This window comes from Pseudomonas sp. Leaf434 (genome assembly GCF_001425545.1).
Taxonomy (GTDB): Bacteria; Pseudomonadota; Gammaproteobacteria; order Pseudomonadales; family Pseudomonadaceae; genus Aquipseudomonas; species Aquipseudomonas siliginis.
The window spans coordinates 15,280-36,862 of sequence record NZ_LMQZ01000010.1 but is presented as its reverse complement, the minus strand read 5'-3'; the positions used below and the strand labels follow the sequence as shown (position 1 = coordinate 36,862).

At 61.0% G+C, this 21,583-nt stretch carries 19 protein-coding genes; 7 read left to right on the top strand and 12 right to left on the bottom strand.

Annotation, left to right across the window (positions count from 1 at the left end; translation table 11 throughout):
* Positions 1 to 11: 11 nt before the first annotated feature.
* The 7 genes from ASG55_RS20690 to ASG55_RS20660 all read right to left on the bottom strand — a co-directional run bounded on the left by ASG55_RS20690 (position 12) and on the right by ASG55_RS20660 (position 9,243).
* A complete protein-coding gene (locus tag ASG55_RS20690) occupies positions 12 to 1,112 on the bottom strand; it encodes a DUF1513 domain-containing protein (RefSeq protein WP_056789981.1) in 1,101 nt (366 codons plus the stop codon).
* A 14-nt stretch (positions 1,113 to 1,126) separates the two neighbouring features.
* Positions 1,127 to 2,191, bottom strand: coding sequence for an imelysin family protein (locus ASG55_RS20685; protein ID WP_056789978.1), 1,065 nt, complete (start codon positions 2,189 to 2,191; stop codon positions 1,127 to 1,129).
* A gap of 27 nt (positions 2,192 to 2,218) precedes the next feature.
* Positions 2,219 to 3,646: a di-heme oxidoreductase family protein gene (locus ASG55_RS20680; RefSeq protein ID WP_056789975.1), complete on the bottom strand. Its 1,428-nt coding sequence runs from the start codon at positions 3,644 to 3,646 to the stop codon at positions 2,219 to 2,221.
* 277 nt (positions 3,647 to 3,923) lie between these two features.
* Entirely contained in the window at positions 3,924 to 5,276 is a 1,353-nt protein-coding gene (locus ASG55_RS20675) for an imelysin family protein (RefSeq protein ID WP_056789973.1), read from the bottom strand.
* A gap of 210 nt (positions 5,277 to 5,486) precedes the next feature.
* The gene (locus ASG55_RS20670) at positions 5,487 to 7,538 is read right to left on the bottom strand and encodes a putative bifunctional diguanylate cyclase/phosphodiesterase (RefSeq protein ID WP_016773430.1); all 2,052 of its coding nucleotides are present in this window, start codon (positions 7,536 to 7,538) and stop codon (positions 5,487 to 5,489) included.
* Positions 7,539 to 7,867: 329 nt separating this feature from the next.
* Positions 7,868 to 8,464, bottom strand: a complete 597-nt coding sequence (locus tag ASG55_RS20665; protein ID WP_016773431.1) for a superoxide dismutase — start codon at positions 8,462 to 8,464, stop codon at positions 7,868 to 7,870.
* A 176-nt stretch (positions 8,465 to 8,640) separates the two neighbouring features.
* Positions 8,641 to 9,243: a LysE/ArgO family amino acid transporter gene (locus ASG55_RS20660; RefSeq protein ID WP_056789970.1), complete on the bottom strand. Its 603-nt coding sequence runs from the start codon at positions 9,241 to 9,243 to the stop codon at positions 8,641 to 8,643.
* Positions 9,244 to 9,339: 96 nt separating this feature from the next.
* Here ASG55_RS20660 and ASG55_RS20655 point away from each other — a divergent pair, with 96 nt between their 5' ends.
* The 4 genes from ASG55_RS20655 to ASG55_RS20640 all read left to right on the top strand — a co-directional run bounded on the left by ASG55_RS20655 (position 9,340) and on the right by ASG55_RS20640 (position 13,276).
* Positions 9,340 to 10,227 carry a LysR family transcriptional regulator ArgP gene (locus ASG55_RS20655; RefSeq protein ID WP_056789967.1) on the top strand — a complete coding sequence of 296 codons (888 nt, stop codon included), beginning with the start codon at positions 9,340 to 9,342 and terminating at the stop codon, positions 10,225 to 10,227.
* A 99-nt stretch (positions 10,228 to 10,326) separates the two neighbouring features.
* The gene (locus ASG55_RS20650) at positions 10,327 to 11,319 is read left to right on the top strand and encodes an NAD-dependent epimerase/dehydratase family protein (RefSeq protein WP_056789964.1); all 993 of its coding nucleotides are present in this window, start codon (positions 10,327 to 10,329) and stop codon (positions 11,317 to 11,319) included.
* A 116-nt stretch (positions 11,320 to 11,435) separates the two neighbouring features.
* A complete protein-coding gene (locus tag ASG55_RS20645) occupies positions 11,436 to 12,293 on the top strand; it encodes a hypothetical protein (RefSeq protein WP_056789961.1) in 858 nt (285 codons plus the stop codon).
* Between the two features lie 134 nt (positions 12,294 to 12,427).
* On the top strand, positions 12,428 to 13,276 hold the full coding sequence (locus ASG55_RS20640) for a cache domain-containing protein (RefSeq protein WP_056789959.1): 849 nt from the start codon (positions 12,428 to 12,430) through the stop codon (positions 13,274 to 13,276).
* A 123-nt stretch (positions 13,277 to 13,399) separates the two neighbouring features.
* On the opposite strand, the gene ASG55_RS20635 is transcribed toward ASG55_RS20640, so the two are convergent.
* Both ASG55_RS20635 and pobA read right to left on the bottom strand, forming a co-directional pair.
* Positions 13,400 to 14,917: an MDR family MFS transporter gene (locus ASG55_RS20635; protein ID WP_056789957.1), complete on the bottom strand. Its 1,518-nt coding sequence runs from the start codon at positions 14,915 to 14,917 to the stop codon at positions 13,400 to 13,402.
* A 78-nt stretch (positions 14,918 to 14,995) separates the two neighbouring features.
* Positions 14,996 to 16,189, bottom strand: a complete 1,194-nt coding sequence (pobA, locus tag ASG55_RS20630) for a 4-hydroxybenzoate 3-monooxygenase (RefSeq protein ID WP_056789954.1) — start codon at positions 16,187 to 16,189, stop codon at positions 14,996 to 14,998.
* Positions 16,190 to 16,364: 175 nt separating this feature from the next.
* Between pobA and ASG55_RS20625 the strand changes: the two genes are divergently transcribed.
* A complete protein-coding gene (locus tag ASG55_RS20625; protein WP_024014136.1) occupies positions 16,365 to 17,255 on the top strand; it encodes a helix-turn-helix domain-containing protein in 891 nt (296 codons plus the stop codon).
* A gap of 130 nt (positions 17,256 to 17,385) precedes the next feature.
* Here the strand turns inward: ASG55_RS20625 and ASG55_RS27035 are convergent, their stop codons facing one another.
* Both ASG55_RS27035 and ASG55_RS20620 read right to left on the bottom strand, forming a co-directional pair.
* Complete coding sequence (locus ASG55_RS27035; RefSeq protein ID WP_016773438.1) at positions 17,386 to 17,562, bottom strand: hypothetical protein; 177 nt, start codon at positions 17,560 to 17,562, stop codon at positions 17,386 to 17,388.
* Positions 17,563 to 17,780: 218 nt separating this feature from the next.
* A complete protein-coding gene (locus ASG55_RS20620) occupies positions 17,781 to 18,686 on the bottom strand; it encodes a LysR family transcriptional regulator (RefSeq protein WP_201783061.1) in 906 nt (301 codons plus the stop codon).
* Positions 18,687 to 18,799: 113 nt separating this feature from the next.
* Between ASG55_RS20620 and ASG55_RS20615 the strand changes: the two genes are divergently transcribed.
* Positions 18,800 to 19,678: an MBL fold metallo-hydrolase gene (locus ASG55_RS20615; protein WP_056789950.1), complete on the top strand. Its 879-nt coding sequence runs from the start codon at positions 18,800 to 18,802 to the stop codon at positions 19,676 to 19,678.
* 45 nt (positions 19,679 to 19,723) lie between these two features.
* Positions 19,724 to 20,338 (top strand): NAD(P)-dependent oxidoreductase, encoded by a 615-nt coding sequence (locus ASG55_RS20610; RefSeq protein WP_056789947.1) that lies wholly within the window; start codon positions 19,724 to 19,726, stop codon positions 20,336 to 20,338.
* A 323-nt stretch (positions 20,339 to 20,661) separates the two neighbouring features.
* Here the strand turns inward: ASG55_RS20610 and ASG55_RS20605 are convergent, their stop codons facing one another.
* Entirely contained in the window at positions 20,662 to 21,543 is an 882-nt protein-coding gene (locus ASG55_RS20605; protein WP_056789943.1) for a LysR substrate-binding domain-containing protein, read from the bottom strand.
* Positions 21,544 to 21,583 lie beyond the last annotated feature (40 nt).

Sequence of the window (21,583 nt, the reverse complement as noted above, 5' to 3'; positions counted from 1 at the left end):
ATGGGAGGGTATCAGGCCATCAGATGAAGATGGTTGTCCCAGAGCCCCGCCGGCAATTCCAGCGGCTTGGCCAGCAGTTGTTCCTGGCGGCAATCGTAGTAACGGCAACGGCCCTGCCCCGAGGTCACGACAAAGCCATCCTTTACCGCACCGACACCGGCGCAATCAGGCAAAGGCGCATCGAGGCGCAGTTCGCCGCTGTCCAGATCCCAGATAAAGAAACGATTGCCGCGCGGCGCCGTCAACGCGACCAGACGCAGATCGCTGTGCACCGCGACGCTGGCGGTGTAGTGCCCCATCGCCTGCAACTGCTGCTCGGCCACCGGGAACGCCACGAACGCTTGTCCCGGTCGCTTGATCGCCAACAGCTCCGAACGCTCGTGGGACGGCCCCATGAATTGCTGACCGGCGACGATGGTGCCGTCACTGGCGATGCCCAGGTGGCGGACGCTGTTCATCTGCTGGGCGAGGGTTTCCTTGCTCAGCAACGTGCCGTCGCGCTGCATCAGCACCAGGCTCGGTTCCATGGCGTTAAGGTTCATGTCGACGCGGCTTTCCGCCTCGGTGCGAATGCCGCCGTTGGCCACTACCAGCGTCTCGCCGTCTGGCATCCACGACACCTGATGCGGGCCGAGACCGTGAGTGGAAATCTCGCCCGTGTGCACCAGCCGTTCGCCCTCGAACTTGTACACGCCGAGCAGGCCACGGCCGGGATCGCTCGTGTCATTCTCGGTGGCGTACAGGTATTCGCCGTCCTTGTGCACCACGGCGTGGCCGTAGAAGTGCCGGTCCGGCTGCGAGGTCACGGTCTGCAGCAGCTTGCCGTCGCGCAGGTCGATCAGGTAACTCTCGGTTCCCGGACGCCGCGCGACGAACAGCGCCAGCGGCTGCGTCGGATGATTGATGATGTCGTGGCAACGCTGGCCGACGTGGGTGGCGAACACCCGCGTACCGTCGAGCCGATAGCCGACTGCGTAATGCTTGCCGTCAGTATCGTCGCGCGCCGACAGCAGCAGCGGGCTCTGATCCTTGCGTTTGAACAGCGTCCAGCCGCCCAGCGTCACTGCTCCCAGCAGTGCACTACCTAAAGTCAGAACCTGACGTCGCAGCATGGCACTCGCCCTCATCAGTCACCGTCGTTGGCGTTGAAGCCCAGTTGGATGCCCAGCGCCTTGGCCAGCTCGCCTTCATGCAGGCGATGGACGACGTTGAGGCTGTCGTAGATATCGTTGAGTTGCTGGCGCCCGGCGTCGTCCTCGAGCATTTCGCCGAGCGAACGCTGGGTGCTGTCGAACAGCTTCAGCGAAGCGGCATAGGCGGCGTCGATCTTGTCGGCCAACGGCTTCTGTTCGGCCGGCAGCAGACCGCGCAGGCCTTTGTTGTCGACGCCTTCCCAGACGGTTTTGGCGGCGGCAAGGCTGGCTTCCAGCGCCGTCAGCGACGACTGGCTGCGCCACGCATCCGCCTGGAATGGCTGCGGCACGCCTTTGCTCTGGCGGCCCATAGGCGTGCCGAGTTTTTTCTTCAGGGTATCCAGTGCCGTCACTTGTACGCGCAGCAGATCGGCGATCGCTTCGTGGGAGTCGGCGTAGCGCTGGTTAGGGAACTTGCTCATCTGCGCGAGCATGCCGTCGGTATTGTTCCAGCCCTGCAGGATCTCTTCGGCCAGTTGCTTCTGGCGTTCGCCGATGGCGATCAGCAGCGGGCAGTATTTGGCTTTCTGCGCATCGTTGGCGACGTCAGGCTTGGCGTCGAAGAGGATGTATTCGTAAGCCGACAGGCCCTGCACCACGACGCTGGATTTGGCCAGCGCGGCGGCGTCGATCTGCGGCTGGGCGACGACCAGTTGCTCGACCTGACGGCCGACGAGATTTTTCTTGTCCGGCCAGAACTGTACTTGCCACGAGCGATTGCCCTCGGCCAGCGGACCGATCAGCAGCGGTTGCAACTCGGCCCAGGCTTTCTGCGCGTGAAGGAAATCGGCACGGGCGGTTTCCAGGGTCTCTTTGCCCTGGCAGTAGGCGAGGGCGCTGACCGCCAGTTGCCGGTCGGCTTCGACCCAGCGAGTGTAGGTCGGCAGGATCACCGATTTGGCGATCGCCGCCGAAGTGACCGCTTGCGGGTCCTGCGGCGAGCAGGCGCCGAGGGCGAGCGCGGCAAGGCTGGTGAACAGTAACTTGGGACGGAACATGTCGGGCTCCCGATGCTTTTACAGTATTTAAAGTGAGTTCAGAAAAGCCAGCAACGCAGCGCGCTGCTCGGCATTGAAAGACAAAACCTGTTGCTGCGCCGCCGTCGCCTCGCCGCCATGCCAGAGCACCGCTTCGAGCAGGTTGCGTGCGCGACCGTCATGCAAAAACTGGGTGTGACCGCTGACCGCTTGCGTCAGACCGATCCCCCACAACGGCGGCGTGCGCCAGTCGCGGCCGGAGGCCTGAAATTCGGTGCGGTTGTCCGCCAGGCCTTCGCCCATGTCATGCAGCAGCAAGTCGCTGTATGGACGAATCACCTGATTGGCCAATTCCGGTTCGGCGGCATCGGCGGCAGTGGTGTATTTCGGCGTGTGGCACGACTGGCAACCGGCCTGGAAAAACAGATTCTTGCCGGCCAGCACCTGTGGATCGTTGACGCCACGGCGCGCCGGCACTGCGAGATTGCGGCTGTAGAACAGCACCAGCCGCAGGATGTTGTCGCTCACCTCCGGTTCACCGTCCGGGCCATTGCCGTTCGGCGCCTGTTTGCAGGCAGTCTGCGCCTCGGTGCAATCGTCGAACGGCCGCAGGCTGGTGGTCAGGCCCATGTCACCGGAGAACGCGTGAACATTCTGTTGATTGAGATTCGGTTGCCCGGCTTTCCAGCCGAACCGGCCGATAACGGTTTTCTGCAACTGGTCATCCCAGACCTGGTTGGGTCGGCCATTGATGCCGTTGCTCTCTTTCGCCTGGGCGGCGGCGTTGGCGAGGATCGCTTGCTCAGGGATGGCTTCGAGCAGGCCCAGACCAATCATCGGCGGCGCCACCCGCGCGGAAAAACGCGTGTCCGGGTGCATCGGCCCGTAACCGAGTTGAGTGATCTGCAAGGTCGGTTTGCGCAGCTCGACTTCAGTGCCGTCCTTGAAGCGTACCGGCACCGGCGTGTAGTCCACCCGCACCCTGCCTTCCGGGGCAACGCCGGGCACGGCCATGTCCTGGAACTGCCCGCCATACACCGGCTCCGGCACTACGCCGAGCTGTTGGATGACTTTGGCGTATTGCGGCGTGTCGGGAATCGACAGGCGCACCAGCATCGACACTGCATTGCTTGCATCAGGTGCCGGCGGATGACCGCGACCGTCCTTGATGTGGCAGTTCTGGCAGGCGTTGGTATTGAACAACGGGCCGAGACCGTCGCGCGCCGTGGTGGTCGACGGCGCGATCACCCACGGGCTGCGAAAGAAACTGTTGCCCACACTGAAGTCCACCCGCCGCGAGGGCGGCAAGTTGGCCGATGGCAGGGAGAAGGCGTTCTGATCGCTCTTGCGCACAGTCGCCGCACCGCCCGAACGCGCTTCCCCCGGCTCGGCCTTGGTGAAACGCGGGGCGTCATCGCAGGCACTCAGGCCCAGGGCCAGCAACAGTGCGGACAAGCGAAGAGGCAGCGAGGGCATCAGACATCCTGCGGACGGGCAAAAATGAAGGCGCAAAGTCTAACAGGGCGGGGGAGTTTGAATAAGAGGAATTATCGTTTGCTTGATATCGCGCAAGCCTTTAAGCGCATGCCAACACTGTGGGAGCGAGCCTGCTCGCGAAAGCGATGCCCGACGCGCTGAAAATGCTGCGCCGGATCAAGCCTTCGCGAGCAGGCTCGCTCCCACAGGGATAGTGGTGTGCCAATAATGAAAAAGGCGACCCGAAGGTCGCCTCTTTTTGACGCGGACGCTGCGATCAGAATTCGTGATCGGCGCTGTCCGGGTTCAGGTCGCTGATGCCCAGTTTGCCCGCAGCGGCTTCGATCGAGCCGGTCTGCTTGACCAGCGCGGCGATGGCGTCGCGAACGACCTGGTTGCCAGCGGTGTTGCCGGCAGCGATCAACTGGTCGTAGTGCTCACCCTTGTTGGCGTGATCGACCATGACCTGGATCTTCGCTTCGGTCGCGGCCAGATCGGCTTTCAGCGCGGTGTCGGCAGCCGGATCGGCCTTGGCCACCAGCGACGACAGGCTGGCGCCGGTCATCTTGGTGCCGTCAACACGGGTGTACTCGCCCAGGTAAACGTTACGCACGCCTTTGGCGTCGTAGAAGTGCGAGTAGTGGGTGTTGTCGCTGAAGCAATCCTGCTCGTCTTCAGGGGAGTTGGCTTCCAGGGAAACCTTCATGCGCTCGCCCGCCAGTTCACCCAGGGACAGGCTGCCCATGCCGAAGAGCATTTTGCGCAGGCCGGTTTCGCCTGGCTCGGCTTCCAGGGTGGCGCGGTAGTTGTCGGCGACGTTCGGCTTCCAGTTGGCGACCATTTCTTCCAGATCGCTGACCAGCAGTTGGGTCACGGCTTTCAGGTAGGCGCGACGACGCTCGTTGTGACCACCGGTGGCGCCAGCGCCTTCCAGGTAGTCCGAGGCCGGACGGTTGCCAGCGCCAGGGCCGGTGCCGTTCAGATCCTGGCCCCAGAGCAGGAATTCGATCGCGTGGTAGCCGGTGGCGACGTTGGCTTCGGAACCGCCCAGCTCGTTGAGGCTGGCGAGTTTTTCCGGGGTGATTTCTTTCACGTCGACTTTGTCTTCGCCGACCTGCACTTCGGTGTTGGCAATGATATTGGCGCTGGCGCCCGGGTTACCCAGTGCGTGCTCGTAGGATTTGTCGACGTAGTCGATCAGGCCTTCGTCCAGCGGCCAGGCGTTAACCTGACCTTCCCAATCGTCAATGATGGTGTTGCCGAAGCGGAACACTTCGCTCTGCAGGTACGGCACGCGCGCGGCGACCCAGGCAGCCTTGGCTGCTTTGAGGGTGTCGGCATTCGGCTTGGCGAGGAACGCGTCGACCGCAGTTTGCAGGGTTTTCGCAGTGGATTCGGCATCGCTGTAAACGGCGAAGACCATGTCGGCATAGTGCGCGACCACGGCCTTGGCGGCAGCATCGTCAACTTTACCGGCAGCAGGAGCCGGTGCAGCGGCAGGGGCTGGAGCAGCGCTGCTGGAAGCCGGAGTCATTTCGGAGGCTTTTTCTTTGTCCTTGCCTTCGCCGCAACCGGCGAGGGAAATAGCGATGGCCAGCAGACTGGCGGTAGCCAGAGGCATACGAATCATGGCGAACATCCTGCTTCGGTAGTTGAATGGACTGGCGCCGGGGGCGCGCAAAACTGCGACATAATGCAAATCTTTCGCATTATGTGTAAAGGCGTGCTTGGAAATATTTCTTATTTGCGCATGAAAATCAAAAGTCGCAGCCTCGTTTCACTCGTCAGCTCCTACAGGAGGAACGCATTTCAAATGTAGGAGCTGCCGAAGGCTGCGATCTTATAAAATAGCTGCGTTGCTGCGTTGCGCCTGCTTGAGGTAAATGCCCAGCTCCCGCGCTGGCAGCGGTTTGCTGTAGTGGTAGCCCTGACCTTCGTGGCAACCCTCGGAAATGATGTAGGTTTCCTGCTCGGCGGTTTCCACGCCCTCGGCAATCACCTGCATGCCGAGGCTCTTGCCCAGCTGGATGATCGCCCGAACGATAGTCGCGTCATCGTCGTCATCGAGCAGATCCTGCACGAAGCTCTTGTCGATCTTGATCTTGTCCAGCGGCAGGCTTTTCAGATAGCTGAGGGACGAGTAGCCGGTGCCGAAGTCGTCGATCGCGATCAGCGCACCGGAGCGGCGCAGGCTGAGCAGATGCTGGGCGGCGGTGGTGATGTCTTCCATCAGGCCGGTTTCGGTGACTTCCAGTTCCAGACTGCGCGGCGGCAGGCGGTACATCTGCAACAGGTTGTTGACCACCCGTGGCAGCTCGGCGTGGTGCAGTTGCACGGTGGACAGATTGACCGCCATGCGCAAATCGACAAAACCTTGATCGTGCCATTCGCGCAATTGCTTGCAGGCCTGATCGAGCACCCACTCGCCGATGGCGATGATCGTGCCGTTCTGTTCGGCCAGCGGAATGAACAGGTCCGGCGGCACCAGCCCGTGTTCCGGATGTTGCCAGCGAATCAGCGCTTCGACGCCAACCACGCGGTGATCGCGATAACTGATCTGCGGCTGATAGACGAGGTAGAACTGGTCGCGGATCAGCGCATCGCGCAAATCCTTTTCCAGCTCGCGACGACGGCGCATCTCGCTGTCGACGCTGGCGATATAGAACTGATAGCGATTGCGCGAGCGGGTCTTGGCCAGGGTCATGGTCTGCTCGGCTTTCTGCAACAGCTTCTCGGTGCTGTCGCCGTCCTCGGGGAACAGGGTGATGCCGATGGTCGCGCGCAGGCGGATTTCCTGATCGTCGAGGGCGAAGGGCGCCTCGAGGTCATCGAGAATGCTCTGCGCCAGTTCCGCTGCTTCGTAAGGCTGTTCAATGTCGGCCTGCACCAGCGCGAACTGATCGCCGCCCAAGCGAGCGAGGGCGCCCAGGCGACCGCTGTGGGCACGTAGACGATCGGCCAGGGCCAGCAGCAATTGGTCGCCGGTCTGGTAGCTGAATTGCTCGTTGATGCCCTTGAAGTCATCCAGGCCGACGCACAACACCGCGACGCGGCGCTGCAATTTGCCGGCATCGACGAGAATCTTGTCCAGTTGCTGCTGCAATTGCTGGCGGTTCGGCAGACCGGTAAGGAAGTCGTACTGGGCCATGCGCAGCAGGCTGTTTTCCGCTTCGTGGCGCAGGTGGGTGTTGCGTTCGATGGACTCGAGCAACTGGTTGGCAGTGTTGATCCACAGGCCCAGTTCGTTCTTTTCGTGGCCCTTGATCTGCGGAATCTTGTGCTCGCTGGGACGATCGGGGTTGATCTCGGTGAGGTGCTCGATGATTCGCGACAGCGGTTTGGTCAGCAGCCAGTGATAGACCAGATACAGCACCAGCCCCAATGCCAGTGCGCGCAACACCCCGGAAATGAAAATGATCACTGAGCTGACGATAAACCCTTCGCCATAGGTGGCGGTGTCGAGGGTGATGCTCAGGTCGCCGTAGTATTCGCTGTAGGGGCCGCGGCCGACCAGTTGCGTGGTGAAGGTGCGTTCCTGGCCGAGAATCAGGTCGGTCAGCCAACGGCTATTGGAATGCTGCAGTTCGCGGGATTTCTGCGCGAGCATGGCTTCGTTGGGGTGGCCGATGGAGGCCTGACGCACGGCGTCGTCCTGGAACAGCCCTTCGATCACCTGCATGCCCATTTCCCGGTCCAGGCTGTACACGGCCTGGGTCGATGGATCGCGGAACATGTCGAGGATGCGCTCGGCGTCGCCGGCAACCGCCTGACGGGTCTTGTAGGCATCGAAGACAATCTGCGCGCAGCTCAAGACTACGCCTACGATCAATGCCGACAGGAGCACGACCCGGAGCAACTTCACCGACAAGCTGTTCTTGAGTTCCAGCTTCAAAGGGTTATTCCTTGTTCCGTGCGGGTAGCGTCAAGTTGCCATGAGTATTGGCAATCCCGGGTTGGCAGTCAAAGGGACAATCGGGCACGGGAAAAGTCGCCGTGATCCTGGCCGCAATGTCGTCATTTGAGTAATAGCTCTGAATTAACTGTGTCGGTTGCAATTGCCTTCAACTTGAGCACTGGGCCAAAGATTTTTTCCTGTCTGTGATGGTAGACCGCTGGGGGCTGGCGGCAAACGGCGCGAAGCTGCTTTTACCGTGCGAGAAACGCCATGCGCCAGGCATAAAAAAACCCGGCCGAAGCCGGGTTTTTCATCTGGCGCGCAGCTTAAGCGGTGAAGGTTTTGCCTTCGAACTGCTCGGCCACGAACTTCCAGTTGACCAGGTTCCAGAACGCTTCAACGTACTTCGGACGCAGGTTGCGGTAGTCGATGTAGTAAGCGTGTTCCCAGACGTCGCAGGTCAGCAGCGGGGTGTCGCCGCTGGTCAGCGGGTTGCCGGCGCCGATGGTGCTGGCCAGGGCCAGGGAACCGTCAGCCTTTTTCACCAGCCAGCCCCAGCCGGAACCGAAGGTGCCGATCGAGGTTTTGCTGAATTCTTCCTTGAACTTGTCGAACGAACCGAACGCTGCGTTGATGGCATCTGCCAGGGCGCCGGTTGGTTGACCGCCGGCGTTTGGCGCCAGGCAGTTCCAGTAGAAGGTGTGGTTCCAGACCTGAGCGGCGTTGTTGAAGATGCCGCCCGAAGAAGTCTTGACGATTTCTTCCAGGGTCTTGCCTTCAAACTCGGTGCCTGGCACCAGGTTGTTCAGGTTCACGACATAGGTGTTGTGGTGCTTGTCGTGGTGGAACTCCAGGGTTTCCTTGGAGATGTGCGGCTGCAGGGCATCGTGTGCGTAAGGCAGCGGCGGCAATTCGAAAGCCATGATGATTCTCCTAATCAGGTCTGTTGCGGTGAGCGCAAGGCCGATCACGGGCGGCCGGAAATGCACCGGCGAGTTTTTACTCTTTGCGGCGCAGGGTTCGGATCATAGCACCGGGGTCGCGCCTTAACCACGCAACAACTGTGTGGGATAGAGGTTCCAGAGCCTTTGCGAATAAATCATCCGGCGATGATCAACTGCGCGGCCACGGCAAACATCATCAACGCCACCACCAGATCGAGAATGCGCCATGTGCTCGGGCGTGCCAGCCACGGTGCCAGCCACGCCGCGCCGAGGGCCAGGGTGAAAAACCACAGCAACGATGCACTCGCCGCACCGACCACATAAGCGCCCGGCACCGATTGCTGCGCGCCCAGCGAGCCGATCAGCAATACCGTATCGAGATAAACATGAGGGTTGAGCAAGGTCACCGCCAGCGCGCTGAGCATGACCGCGCGCAGCGAACGCACGCTCTGGTTTTCGCCTTGCTCAAGGCTCTGTTTCGAGCAGGCCCGGCGCAGTGCCTGGCTGCCGTACCAGATCAGAAACGTCGCACCGCCCCAACGGGCGATCGCCAGCAGGGTCGGGTTCTGCGCGAGGATCGTCGCCAGGCCGAACACCCCGGCCGCGACCAGAATTGCGTCACACACCACGCACAATGCCGCCACCGGCAAATGGTGTTCACGGCGCAGGCTTTGCGCCAAGACAAAAGCGTTCTGCGTGCCGATCGCCATGATCAGGCCGAACGCCACCAACAGGCCGTTTACGTAGCTTTGCCACATGGGAGAGATCCTTGAAAGAGAGTGCTTGCTGGCTATTCTCCGGTGTGACGCTGTATAAGAAAAACCAATAGTGCTGATCGCCCATTAGGAAAACTGATGTTCGACTATAAATTGCTTTCCGCGCTCGCCGCAGTGGTCGAGCAGGCCGGATTCGATCGCGCCGCACAGGTGCTCGGCCTGTCGCAGTCGGCGATCTCCCAGCGCATCAAATTGCTTGAAGCGCGGGTCGGCCAGCCAGTGCTGGTGCGCGAAACACCGCCATCGCCGACCGAGATCGGCCGACGCTTGCTCAACCATGTGCAGCAGGTGCGTCTGCTGGAGCGCGACTTGCAATCAGTGGTGCCGGCGCTGGACGAAGAAGGCCTGCCCGATCGCCTGCGCATCGCCCTCAACGCCGACAGCCTCGCCACTTGGTGGGCCGAGGCCGTCGGCGATTTCTGCGCCGAGCAGCATTTGCTGCTCGACCTGATCGTCGAAGACCAGACCGTTGGCCTCAAGCGCATGCGTGCCGGTGAAGTGGCCGCATGCCTGTGTGCCAGCGAGCGGCCGGTGGCCGGCGCACGCAGCGTATTGCTCGGCGCCATGCGTTATCGCGCCTTGGCCAGTCCAGCCTTCCTCGCTCGGCATTTTCCCGATGGCGTGCGCGCCGAACAGCTGCCGCGCACCCCGGCGCTGGTGTTTGGTCCGGACGATTTCCTTCAGCATCGCTATCTGGCGCTGTTGGGTGTCGACGGCGCGTTCGAGCACCATTTATGCCCGTCCTCCGAAGGCTTCATCCGCCTGACCGAAGCCGGTCTGGGCTGGGGCCTGGTGCCGGAACTGCAAGTGCGCGAGCAATTGCAACGCGGGGTGCTGCGGGAATTGCTGCCAGATAAACCGATCGACGTGCCGCTGTACTGGCATCATTGGCGCAATGGCGGCCAGTTGCTCAATCTACTGACCGAGCAACTGCTGCGCTCGTCAAAGCAATGGCTAGTGGCTTGAACGCAGCATCAAGCGTCAAGCTGCAAGCGGCAAGAACACGCACCGTTTCAACTTGCAGCTGAAAGCTCGAAGCTTGCAGCTGCTTCCCTGGAGTTTTTGATGAAGATTTTGGTTACCGGCGCCAGCGGCTTTATTGGCGGGCGCTTTGCGCGTTTCGCCCTGGAGCAGGGCCTTGAAGTGCGGGTCAACGGTCGCCGGGCCGAGAGCGTAGAGCATCTGGTGCGCCGGGGCGCGGAGTTCGTGCCAGGCGATCTGAGCGACGCCGATCTGGTGCGCGACCTGTGCCGTGACGTCGAAGCCGTGGTGCATTGCGCCGGTGCGGTTGGCGTGTGGGGGCGTTATCAGGACTTTCATCAGGGCAACGTCGAAGTCACCGAAAACGTCGTCGAAGCCTGCCTCAAGCAGAGGGTGCGGCGGCTGGTGCATCTGTCGTCGCCATCGATCTATTTCGATGGCCGCGACCATCTCGGTCTGACCGAAGAGCAAGTGCCCAAACGCTTCAAGCATCCCTACGCCGCGACCAAGTATCTGGCCGAGCAGAAAGTCTTCGGCGCCCAGGAATTCGGTCTGGAAACCATCGCCCTGCGCCCGCGTTTCGTCACCGGTGCCGGTGACATGAGCATCTTCCCGCGCCTGCTGAAGATGCAACGCAAGGGCCGGCTGGCGATCATCGGCAATGGCTTGAACAAGGTCGATTTCACCAGCGTGCAGAACCTCAACGAAGCCATGCTCAGCAGCCTGTTGGCGCAAGGTTCTGCGCTCGGCAAGGCTTACAACATCAGCAACGGTACGCCGGTGCCGCTGTGGGACGTGGTCAATTACGTGATGCGGCGGATGGACGTCGATCAGGTGCGCAAATATCGCTCCTACGGTCTCGCGTACAGCGTCGCGGCGCTCAACGAAGGCGCGTGCATGCTCTGGCCGGGACGCCCGGAGCCGACACTGTCGCGCCTGGGCATGCAGGTCATGAAAAAAAATTTCACCCTCGACATCAGCCGCGCCCGGCATTATCTCGACTACGATCCGAAAGTCAGCCTCTGGGCTGCCCTCGATGAGTTCTGTGCGTGGTGGAAAGCCCAGGACATCCGTTGAAACGATTCGGCCGGGCGGCAATGAACCGCCTTGCGGGTTGAGGGTCAATGCCTGCGGCTGCGGCGGTTATACTTCGCAGCATTTAGCCATCACCGCGTTTGCCAAAGGTTGCCTCAATGTCCATGCGAAACGATGCCCACGACGACGATTTCGATAACGTGCCAAGCCTGCGCGCTGACCCGTTCGACGACGATGACATCGCGCCCGGCCCCCGCACTTCCGTGCATTCGCGCACGGCGCCAGTGGTCAAGGTCAAGGCCGCCAGCACCGGGCCGCTGTGGGCGCTGGTCGGTGCGTTGTTTTTCGCCTTCATCGGTCTGGCCTGGTGGAGCTTCCAGCAGATCTCGCTGATGGAACAGCAACTGGTCGCCACCCAGGAAAGCTTCGCCCGCATCAGCGAAGAAGCGGCGGGGCGCCTGCAGGATATTTCCGGCAAGGTTGTCGCCAGCCAGAGCAACGTCAACAGTGACAGCGAAGCGCTGAAGCTGCAGATCAAACAACTCGAAGGCAAGCTGCTCGACCAGAGCAAGCAGCAGCAAGGCGTGGCCGGTCAGGCCAGCGAACTGGACAAGCGGCTGGCGCAAATGACCGCGCAGACCACCGAACAGCAGAACGCCAATACGCAGTTGCAGGCTCAGGTCAAAGCCTTGAGCGCCGAGCTGGCGACCATCAAGAGCACCCCGGCCGATACCAGCAAGGTCGATGCGCAGTTGAAAGCCTTCGACGCCCAGTTCAAAAGCCTTGGTGCCGATATCGCCGCGCTGAAGAAACAGGGCAACCCGAGCGCGGCGATCGATCGTCTGGAGCAGGACATCGTGGTGCTGAAAAGTCAGCAGGACAATCGCCCGGCAGCGCCGCAGGGTGGCGGCAATACCGCCGAGTTCGATGCGTTCCGCGCGCAGATGACCCGCAACCTCAACACTTTGCAGGCGCAGATCCAGAATCTCCAGCAGCAGATCAATTCCCGCCCGTAGCGACTGATCTGTTGCCCGGAGGGCTTTGTCCCCTCACCACAGGGGCCTGTAATCCCCTGCATCATTCTGAATACTCGTACATCAGCCCAAGCCGTCTACGCTCTTGAGACACCAAAAAGAACGAGGGATGCGCTATGGGGTTTTTGCATAAAGTGGCCTGGCTCGGCCTGATTCTGTTGGCCGGTTTCGGCCAGGCCAGCGCCGCCACCGCCGCCAAGGATGACAGTCAGGCGGCCATCGCCCTGCTGGAAAAAGCCTTGGCCTACTACCACGACAATGGCGACAAGGCCTTCGCCGCCTTCAGCCGCCAGGGTGAGTTCGTCGACAAGGATCGCTACGTGTTCGTCCTCGACACCAAAGGCGTCATGCTTGCCAGTGGCGGGCCGTCATCGGCGCTGATCGGCCGTGATGTCAGCGAAGTGCTCGGGCCGGATCTGCAGAAGGCGTTCAAGGATGCGCTGAAAGTGCCGGAAGGCAACGGCATCCAGCAGGCCGAATACCGCTGGCAGAATTGGGCCGACGGCAAGGTCGAGCGCAAGCATGTGTTTTATCAGCGCGTCGGGCTGCGCATTCTCGCGGTGGGTTACTACTTGCCACGGGCTTCGGCTGAGCAGGCCAAGGCCTTGCTGGACAAAGCCGCGACGGATCTGGGCAAGGACGAGAAGGGCACGCTGGTTGCGATCAACTCGCTCAAGGGCGGATATCTGCAGGATGACCTGTATGTCTTCGTGGTCGATCTGAACAACCAGCGTTATGTCGCCCACGGCACCAATCTGCGCTTGATCAACACTGATTTTGGCAAGGTCAAGGACCCGGAAGGCAAACCGGTGGGCGAGCCGATTCTGGCGCTGATCGGCAAGCAGGATGAAGGCGAATATGAATACCGCTGGAAAAACCCGGTAACCGGCAAGATCGAGGACAAGCATGCGTACCTGAAAAAGGTCGGGCATTTCCTCGTCGCGGTGGGCTACTACAGCCCTTGAGAGAACACCGTTCCCTTGTGGGAGCGAGCCTGCTCGCGAAGCGGTGTGTCATTCAGCTATGTGTCGGCTGACACCGCGCATTCGCGAGCAGGCTCGCTCCCACAGTGGTATTTGTTGCGGCAATTATTTCGCGCCGTGCTCCCGTCCGCGCAGCAGGTTGTTCGGCATGGCAATCGCCGCTGCCAGCCCCAGCAACGACACTGCCGTGCTGACCCAGAGCAAGTGGCGGAAGGTCACCAGCAGCTCCGCGCGCAAAGCGTTCTGCGCTTCACCGGGTGCGGCGTTCAGGCCATCGAGCAGGACGTTGCCCGAATGCCCTTCGCTGATCAGCGAACTGTTCGCCAGGTGGGCGAAACTGGAATGGTGCAGCAACGCCAGCAGCAGCGCCGACATCAAAGCCACGCCCACCGCGCCGCCCAGTGAGCGGAACAGGTTGGTGGTGCTGGTGGCGACGCCGATGTCGCGTTGTTCCACCGAGTTTTGTGTGCCGACCAGCGAGGTCGGGAACTGCATGCCGCCGGCGATGCCGCTGAGCAACATGAACAAACCGCTGAGCAAGGTTGCTTGGGGCGGACTGAAGGCCATGCCGAGAATCGAGATCGGCATGAGGATCGCCCCGGTGAGAATCTGCGGTTTGTAGCGTCCGGTAATCGAGGTGCGGCGACCGGCGAAATAGGCGCCGATCGGCAAGCCCATCGCCAATGGCAGCAAGTGCAACGCCGCACTGTCGGCGCCAGCCCCGGTGACGCTTTGGAAACGCAATGGCATCAGCACGATCAGCGAGATGGCCTGGAAACTGGTGAAGAAAATCGTGCACCAGCACAGCAGCGCGCTGCGATTGGTGAACAAGTGCATCGGCAGCAACGGCTCCCGCGCCCGGCGTTCATGCCAGACGAACAGCGCCAATACCACCACGGCACCAGCGAACAGGCCGAGCACTTCGCTGCTACGCCATGAATGGCCCTGGCCGACTTCGGTGATACCGAGCAACAACGAGGTCAGGCCGATGATCATCAACACCGTACCGAGATAATCGATCACCGGTTTGCGCTGCGGAATCGGCAAGCCGCGCAGGTTGCGCCGTGCCACCCACCACGCGCCAAGCCCCAGCGGCAGGTTGATCAGAAACACCCAGCGCCACGACAGGTATTCGGTCATGTAGCCGCCGAGCACCGGGCCGGCGACGCTGGCCACGGCGTACATGCTGCTGAAGTAACCCTGATAGCGCCCGCGTTCACGTGGCGGGACGATGTCGCCGATGATCGCCTGACTCACCGAAATCATGCCGCCGGCGCCGATGCCCTGAAGGATCCGCGCCAGCACCAGTTGTTCCATGCTCTGCGCCATACCGCAGAACAGCGAGGCGAGGGTGAACAGGCCCATGCCGAACAACATCAGTTTGCGCCGCCCGTACAGGTCGCCGAGTTTGCCGTAGATCGGCACCGCCACGGTCATCGCCACCATGTAACCGGAAATCACCCAGGCCAGCAGGCTGACGTCCTTGAATTGCGCGGAGATCGCCGGCATCGACACGGCGACGATGGTCTGGTCCAGCGCACCGAGGAAGATCGCCATCATCAAGGCGACCAGCACGCTGCGAATGGCCGGTTTGGGCGTTTCAGGTTGATTGAGAGTGGTCACGGGCGAGCCTGCGGGCATTGATGGACCCGCGCGGCCATCGCGCGCGGGTGGATGCTCGCAGTGTAAGTCGGTAGGAAGCTATTCGATAGCCTCGTACGGAAGCCCGACGTAATTTTCTGCAATGGTTTTTTGCCCGGCTTGCGAGCTGACAAAATAGTCCAGTTCCGAAGCGCAGATGCGCTGGCTGAATTCATCGTGCTCGTCGAAGCGATGCAGCATCGACGTCATCCACCAGGAAAACCGTTCGGCTTTCCACACCCGGCGCAGGCAGATTTCCGAGTATTTTTCCAGCAGATCAGTGCGGCCTTCGCGATAGACCTTCAGCAGAATATTGAACAACGTGCTGACATCGCTGGCCGCCAGGTTCAAGCCCTTGGCGCCAGTGGGCGGGACGATGTGGGCGGCGTCGCCGACCAGGAACATCCGGCCGTATTGCATCGGTTCGACGACAAAACTGCGCAGCGGCGCGATGCTTTTTTCGATCGAAGGGCCGGTCACCAGTTTTTCCGCGAGGGCATCCGGCAGGCGTTTTTTCAGCTCATCCCAGAAACGCTGATCGCTCCAGTCATCGACGTTTTCATCTGCCGGGACTTGCAGGTAATAGCGGGTGCGGGTGGCCGAACGCATGCTGCACAAAGCGAAGCCACGCTCGTGGCGGGCATAGACCAATTCGTCGTGGACCGGCGGCGTGTCGGCGAGAATGCCCAGCCAGCCGAACGGGTAGATCCGCTCGAAGATCTTCAGGCAATCGGCCGGAATCGACTGCCGCGCGACGCCATGGAAACCATCGCAACCGGCGATGTAATCGCAATCGACGCGCCAGCTTTCACCGTCCTTTTCAAAGGTGACGAAAGCTTCGTCGCTTTTCATGCCGTGGGGAACGACATTGCTTGCCTGATAAATTGTCAGCGCCCCCGCGTCCCGACGAGCGGCCATCAGGTCGCGGGTGACCTCGGTCTGACCGTAGACCATTACTGTTTTACCGTCGGTCAGAGCGTGCAGATCGATGTGCACCTGACGCCCTTCCAGCGCCAGATCGAAGCCGCCATGAACCAGACCTTCGGCATCCATTCGCTGACCGACGCCGGCCTCACGCAGCAGCTCTACCATGCCTTGTTCAAGCACGCCGGCACGGATGCGCCCAAGAATGTAATCAGGCGTCTGGCGTTCGAGGATCAGGGTTTCGATGCCAGCGTTGTGCAGCAACTGGCCGAGGAGCAGTCCGGAAGGACCGGCGCCGATAATGGCGACTTGGGTTTTCAGGGTTTTCATTGTTTTTATGACTCGCAAGCTTCACGCAGCAACAGCCGGTGAATGATTTTATGGATCGAGTGCTTGCATTTTTCCCTTGCGGGTCTGTCAATTGAAGGTGAAAACTGAGCCGATACCTGTACATTCTGCCAATCGGTGCGATTATCGCCCAAAAACCAGAGGCCTGGATTGAAGTATGAACAAGCCTGCCCTGCCTTCTATTCCGGTGTTCAAGCTCTACGGTGAAAGCCTGGACTGGCCGACCCCGGACTTGCTGCACTGTGAAACCATTTCCTCGCGCAGTCGCGAACATCAATGGGAAATCAAACCTCACCGCCACGCGGATCTGTGCCAGCTGCTGTTCGTTTTCAAAGGTCAGGCAGAGCTTGAAATCGAAGGCCAGCGCACGCAACTCGAGACGCCAGCGATTCAGGTGCTGCCACCGTTATCGGTGCACGGGTTTCGTTTTTCCGAGGATGTTGAAGGCTTCATCGTCACCTTGGCCACGCCGCTGATCAATCATTTGCAGGCGCAATTGGGCGATTCGGTACACGCGCTGGCCCGGGCGGAGAACTACCCGGCCGGCAAGGATGGCGATTATCTCAACAGCCTGTTTTCAGCCTTGCAGGCCGAGTACAACGGTCATCAACCGGCGCGGGAAATGCTCATGCATTCGCTGGTCAGCGTGATCATGGTCTGGGTCAGCCGCCAGGCGATCGTCCGCCACAAGGCCAGCCAACGGCCGCAACGCCAGCGCGAATACCTCAACGGTTTCATTCAGTTGGTGGAAGAGACTTACCGCCAGCACGTCAAGGTCGAAGACCTCGCCCATCGCCTGGGCATCTCCGTGTCGCATCTCAACGGCACCTGCCGTGAACTGGCCGGGCAACCGGCGTTGCAGATCATGCACGAGCGTCAATTGCTGGAAGCCAAGCGCCTGCTGACCTACACCAGCATGACGATTTACGAGATGTCGGAGTTGCTCGGTTTTTCCGATCCGACCAACTTCACGCGCCTGTTCCGTCGCCGGGTGGGGATTTCGCCAAAGGCATTCCGCGACCGCTTGAAGGCCGAGCAACAATCCTGATGCGCTGATGAGCCCTGTGGGAGCGAGCCTGCTCGCGAATACGGTCTTTCATTCAGCAACTAGGCTGGCTGACACAGCGCATTCGCGAGCAGGCTCGCTCCCACAGCAGTTGCATTCCAGCGCAGGTCTATCAGCGCAATGCGTTCAGCGTGGCATTGTGCGGAATACACCGCTCATAGTTGCAGCTCGCATACTCACGCGGCAGCTGGCGCAACTGCTCGACCCGCCAGGCAGCGGTGCCGTACAGCGCCAGCGTGGCGGCGCAGGTGATGAAGATGGCGGCGTATCTTTTTGTTTTGATGTTCATGGTGTTCGACCTCTGAACGTCTACCTTGCGGTATTACTTTGAGCATAGGTCAGCGGCGCGTACTTGCCAGCGAGTGCGCTTGAGGATTTAGCCGGCCATTCAGCGAATTGATGCCTATGTGGGAGCGAGCCTGCTCGCGAAGGCGGTGGTCCAAGCGACATCAATGTTGAATGTACTGGCCTCTTCGCGAGCAGGCTCGCTCCCACAAGGGATCGGGTTTACAGGCCGGCATCCCAGGCCGGGGCCTCGGGAAAGCGCTGCACAAGAAAGTCGAGCATGCTGCGCAGTGCCGCCGGCATGTGTTTGCGTGAGGCGTACACCGCGTAGATATTCATCTGGCGCGGTTCTGCGTGTGGCAGCAAACGCAGCAGTTCGCCGCTGTGAATATGCACGCCAGCCTGGTAGGTCGGCAGCATCGCCACGCCCGCGCCGGCCAGGGTTGCGCGCAGGAGGGTGCTGGCCTCGTTGGCGCTGATGTTGCCCTGCACCGGCACCGAAACCGGTTCGCCATCCTCCTCGAAATGCCACAGGCTCTTGCCGAAATAGGAATGGGTCAGGCAGTTGTGTCGGCTCAGTTCCTCCACCCGCAACGGCGCCGGATGCTTAAGCAGATACGCCGGTGCTGCGCAGACCACCGAACGGCACACGGTCAAGCGTCTGGCGATCAGATTCGGATCAAGATCGTTGCTGGTGCGAATCGCCAGATCGATACGCTCATCGACCAGATTCACCGTGCGGTCGAGCATTTGCAGATCGATACTCACACCGGGGTAAACCCTGACGTACGCCGCCACCGCATCGGCCAGTTGCGCCTGGCCAAACGAGGTGCTGACGCTGATCCGCAGCAATCCGCGCGGCGCGTCATGGGGTTCACTGACGGCGGCCTGCATGTCGTGCGACAGGTCGATCATCTGCCGGCAGCGCGGGAGGATTTCGCTGCCGGCGGCGGTCAGGCTCAATTTGCGCGTGGTGCGGTGCATAAGCCGCGCGCCGACCCAGTCTTCCAGCTCCGCCAGATAGCGCGACACCACCGGCCGCGACAGGTCGAGGTGGTCGGCCGCCGCCGACTGGCTGCCCAGGTCCACGACCGTGACGAATACCCGCATTGCTTGAAGCCGATCCATGATTTGCCCGCTTTCAGAAACAAACTATGTCCAAGCATCGCATTTTTTGTACTGAGTCTGGCAACTAAGCTCTGTTGCATCGCCAGACTGGCATTCGCAATCCGGAGCAACACATGATCGGCTTTACCCCCTTCAAACGCGTTCTGCTCGCCGCAGCATTTTTCGGCTTTGCCGCCCATGCATCCGCCGCCGAGCTGAGCCTCGATGTCTACAACCCGGGCACCCAGGCGATTTTCCCGGTCAGCTCGGTGCTGGTCAGCGGTGAGAAAGAAGCGATTCTGGTCGACGCGCAATTCGGCAAATCCCAGGCTGAGCAGGTCGTGGAAAAGATCCGCGCCAGCGGCAAGCAATTGACCACCATCTACATCAGCCATGGCGACCCGGATTACTACTTTGGCCTCGACACCCTGACCAAGGCATTCCCGCAGGCGAAAGTGCTGGCTTCGCAGCCGACTGTCGATCACATCAAGCACACCGTCGACGGCAAACTGGCCTACTGGGGGCCGAAAATGGGCGCCGACGTGCCGGCGAAAACCATCGTCCCGGACGTGCTCAAGGGCGACAGCCTGACCCTCGAAGGCAAGCAATTGCAGGTGATCGGCCTCGACGGCAAGCAACCGGATCGCAGCTTCGTATGGATCCCGTCGCTCAAAGCAGTGGTCGGTGGCGTAGTGGTCGCCGAGAACATTCATGTGTGGATGGCCGACACCCAGACCGCGCAATCCCACGCCGATTGGCTGCACACCCTGCACACCATCGAAAGCCTGAAACCGCAAACCGTGGTGCCCGGTCATTACCTGGGTGACAGCAGCCGCTCGCTGGCCAGCGTGAAATTCACCGCCGATTACATCAAGGCCTTCGATGCCGAAACCGCCAAGGCCAAAGACTCCGCTGCACTGATCGCGGCGATGAAAAAACGCTACCCGCAGCTGGGCGAGGAAAGCTCGCTGGAGCTCAGCGCGAAAGTCGCCAAGGGCGAGATGCAGTGGTAAGCCGAACCTGAACACGCAGCATTTTCAAGCCAACTGGAGAATGTCATGAGCAAGATCGCAATCATTGGCGCCACCGGCCGTGCCGGTAGCCAACTGCTGGAAGAAGCCCTGCGTCGCGGCCACAGCGTCACCGCCATTGCCCGCGATACCTCAAAGGTCGGTGATCGCGCCGGTGTCGTCAGCAAGAGCCTCGACGTGCTGGATTCGGCGGCGCTGCAAGCGGCGGTGGCCGGTCACGACGCAGTGATCAGCGCAGCGCATTTCGCCACCGTCCCGGCCTCGGCGATTGTCGGACCGGTAAAACAGGCGGGCGTGAAGCGCTTGCTGGTGGTCGGCGGCGCCGGTTCGCTGTTGCTGCCGGATGACACGCGAGTGATCGACAGTGCCGGTTTCCCGGCCGAATACAAAGCCGAGGCGAGCGCAGGTGCTGAGTTTCTTGATGCGTTGCGTCACGAGCAGGAACTGGACTGGACCTTTTTGTCGCCGTCGGCGGAGTTCGTCGAGGGTGAGCGCAGTGGCACATTCCGCGTCGGCAAGGATCATCTGTTGGTCAGTGCCGAAGGACGCAGCTGGATCACATTTGCCGATTACGCGATTGCGCTGATTGACGAAGTGGAAACGCCGAAGCATTCGCGGCAGCGTTATACCGTCGGGTATTGAGTCAAGCCTTTTCCCCTCACCCCAGCCCTCTCCCGGGGGAGAGGGAGCCGACCGAGTTGTCTTGGGTCACACATTGACCTGAACGACCGTGTCGATTATGGATTCGGCGTGGCTGTGTCAGGTCGATGAATTTCTTGAGTATCCCCAATCAGTTCCCTCTCCCTGGGGAGAGGGAGCCGACCGAGTTGTCTTGGGTCACGCATTGACCTGAACGGCCGTGTCGATTATGGATTCGGCGTGGCTGTGTCAGGTCGATGAATTTCTTGAGTATCCCCAATCAGTTCCCTCTCCCTGGGGAGAGGGCTAGGGTGAGGGGAGAGGCTTCAGCGCAAATGTGCCTGCTCAACCAGCCAGAGCATCAGTTCCTCAAGTTGCGGCGAGGGTTCGGCTCCAGCAGGCACCACCACGTAATACGCCAACCCCGTCTTCACCTTCAACGCAAACGGCATCACCAGTCGTCCAGCGTTCAGATCATCACCAATCAGCGACCAGTCCCCGATCGCCACCCCCGTGCCGTGCGAGGCCATCGACATCGCCTGATCCAGCGTTTCGAAATGCTGCCCGCTGCCAAGGTTGCCCAGTCGCAATCCCGCCGCGTCGAGCCACACCGACCAGTCCTGAATGTCGTGGGTCGGGTGCAATAACAAGTGTTCCTGCAGGTCCTTTGGTGAATTCAGCGCCGGCGAGCCTTTGAGCAGTTGCGGCGAGCAGACCGGTGTCAGTTGCTCGTCGAACAGATGCAGTGCGCCTGGCGAATTGTCCGGCGGCGGACCGTAGATCACCGCGGCGTCGAATTGCTCGCGCTGGAAATCCACACCGTGTTGCAGTGACGCCGTCAGTTTCACCGGCACGTCCGGGCGTTCCTTCTGCCATTGCAGCAGGCGCGGCAGCAGCCAGCGCATCACGCAGCTTGGGGCCTTGAGTTGCAACGTCTGGTGTTTGAGCCCGATCTGCTCGGTCGCTTCACTGATCAGCCCGAAAACCTTCTCCACTTGTGGCAGCCATTCGCGGCCTTCGGCCGTCAGCGCCAGACCTCGGGCCAGACGAATGAACAACGGATAACCGAGCTGTTCTTCGAGCCCGGCGATCTGCCGGCTCACCGCGCCCTGAGTGATGTGCAACTGCTCGGCGGCGCGAGTGAAATTGCAGCATTGCGCGGTGATCCAGAACGTATGCAGAGCGGGCAGGGGTGGCAGGCGTTTCATGGCGATCCGAGGTATGACGTGGGGACATGGCTAGTATGAC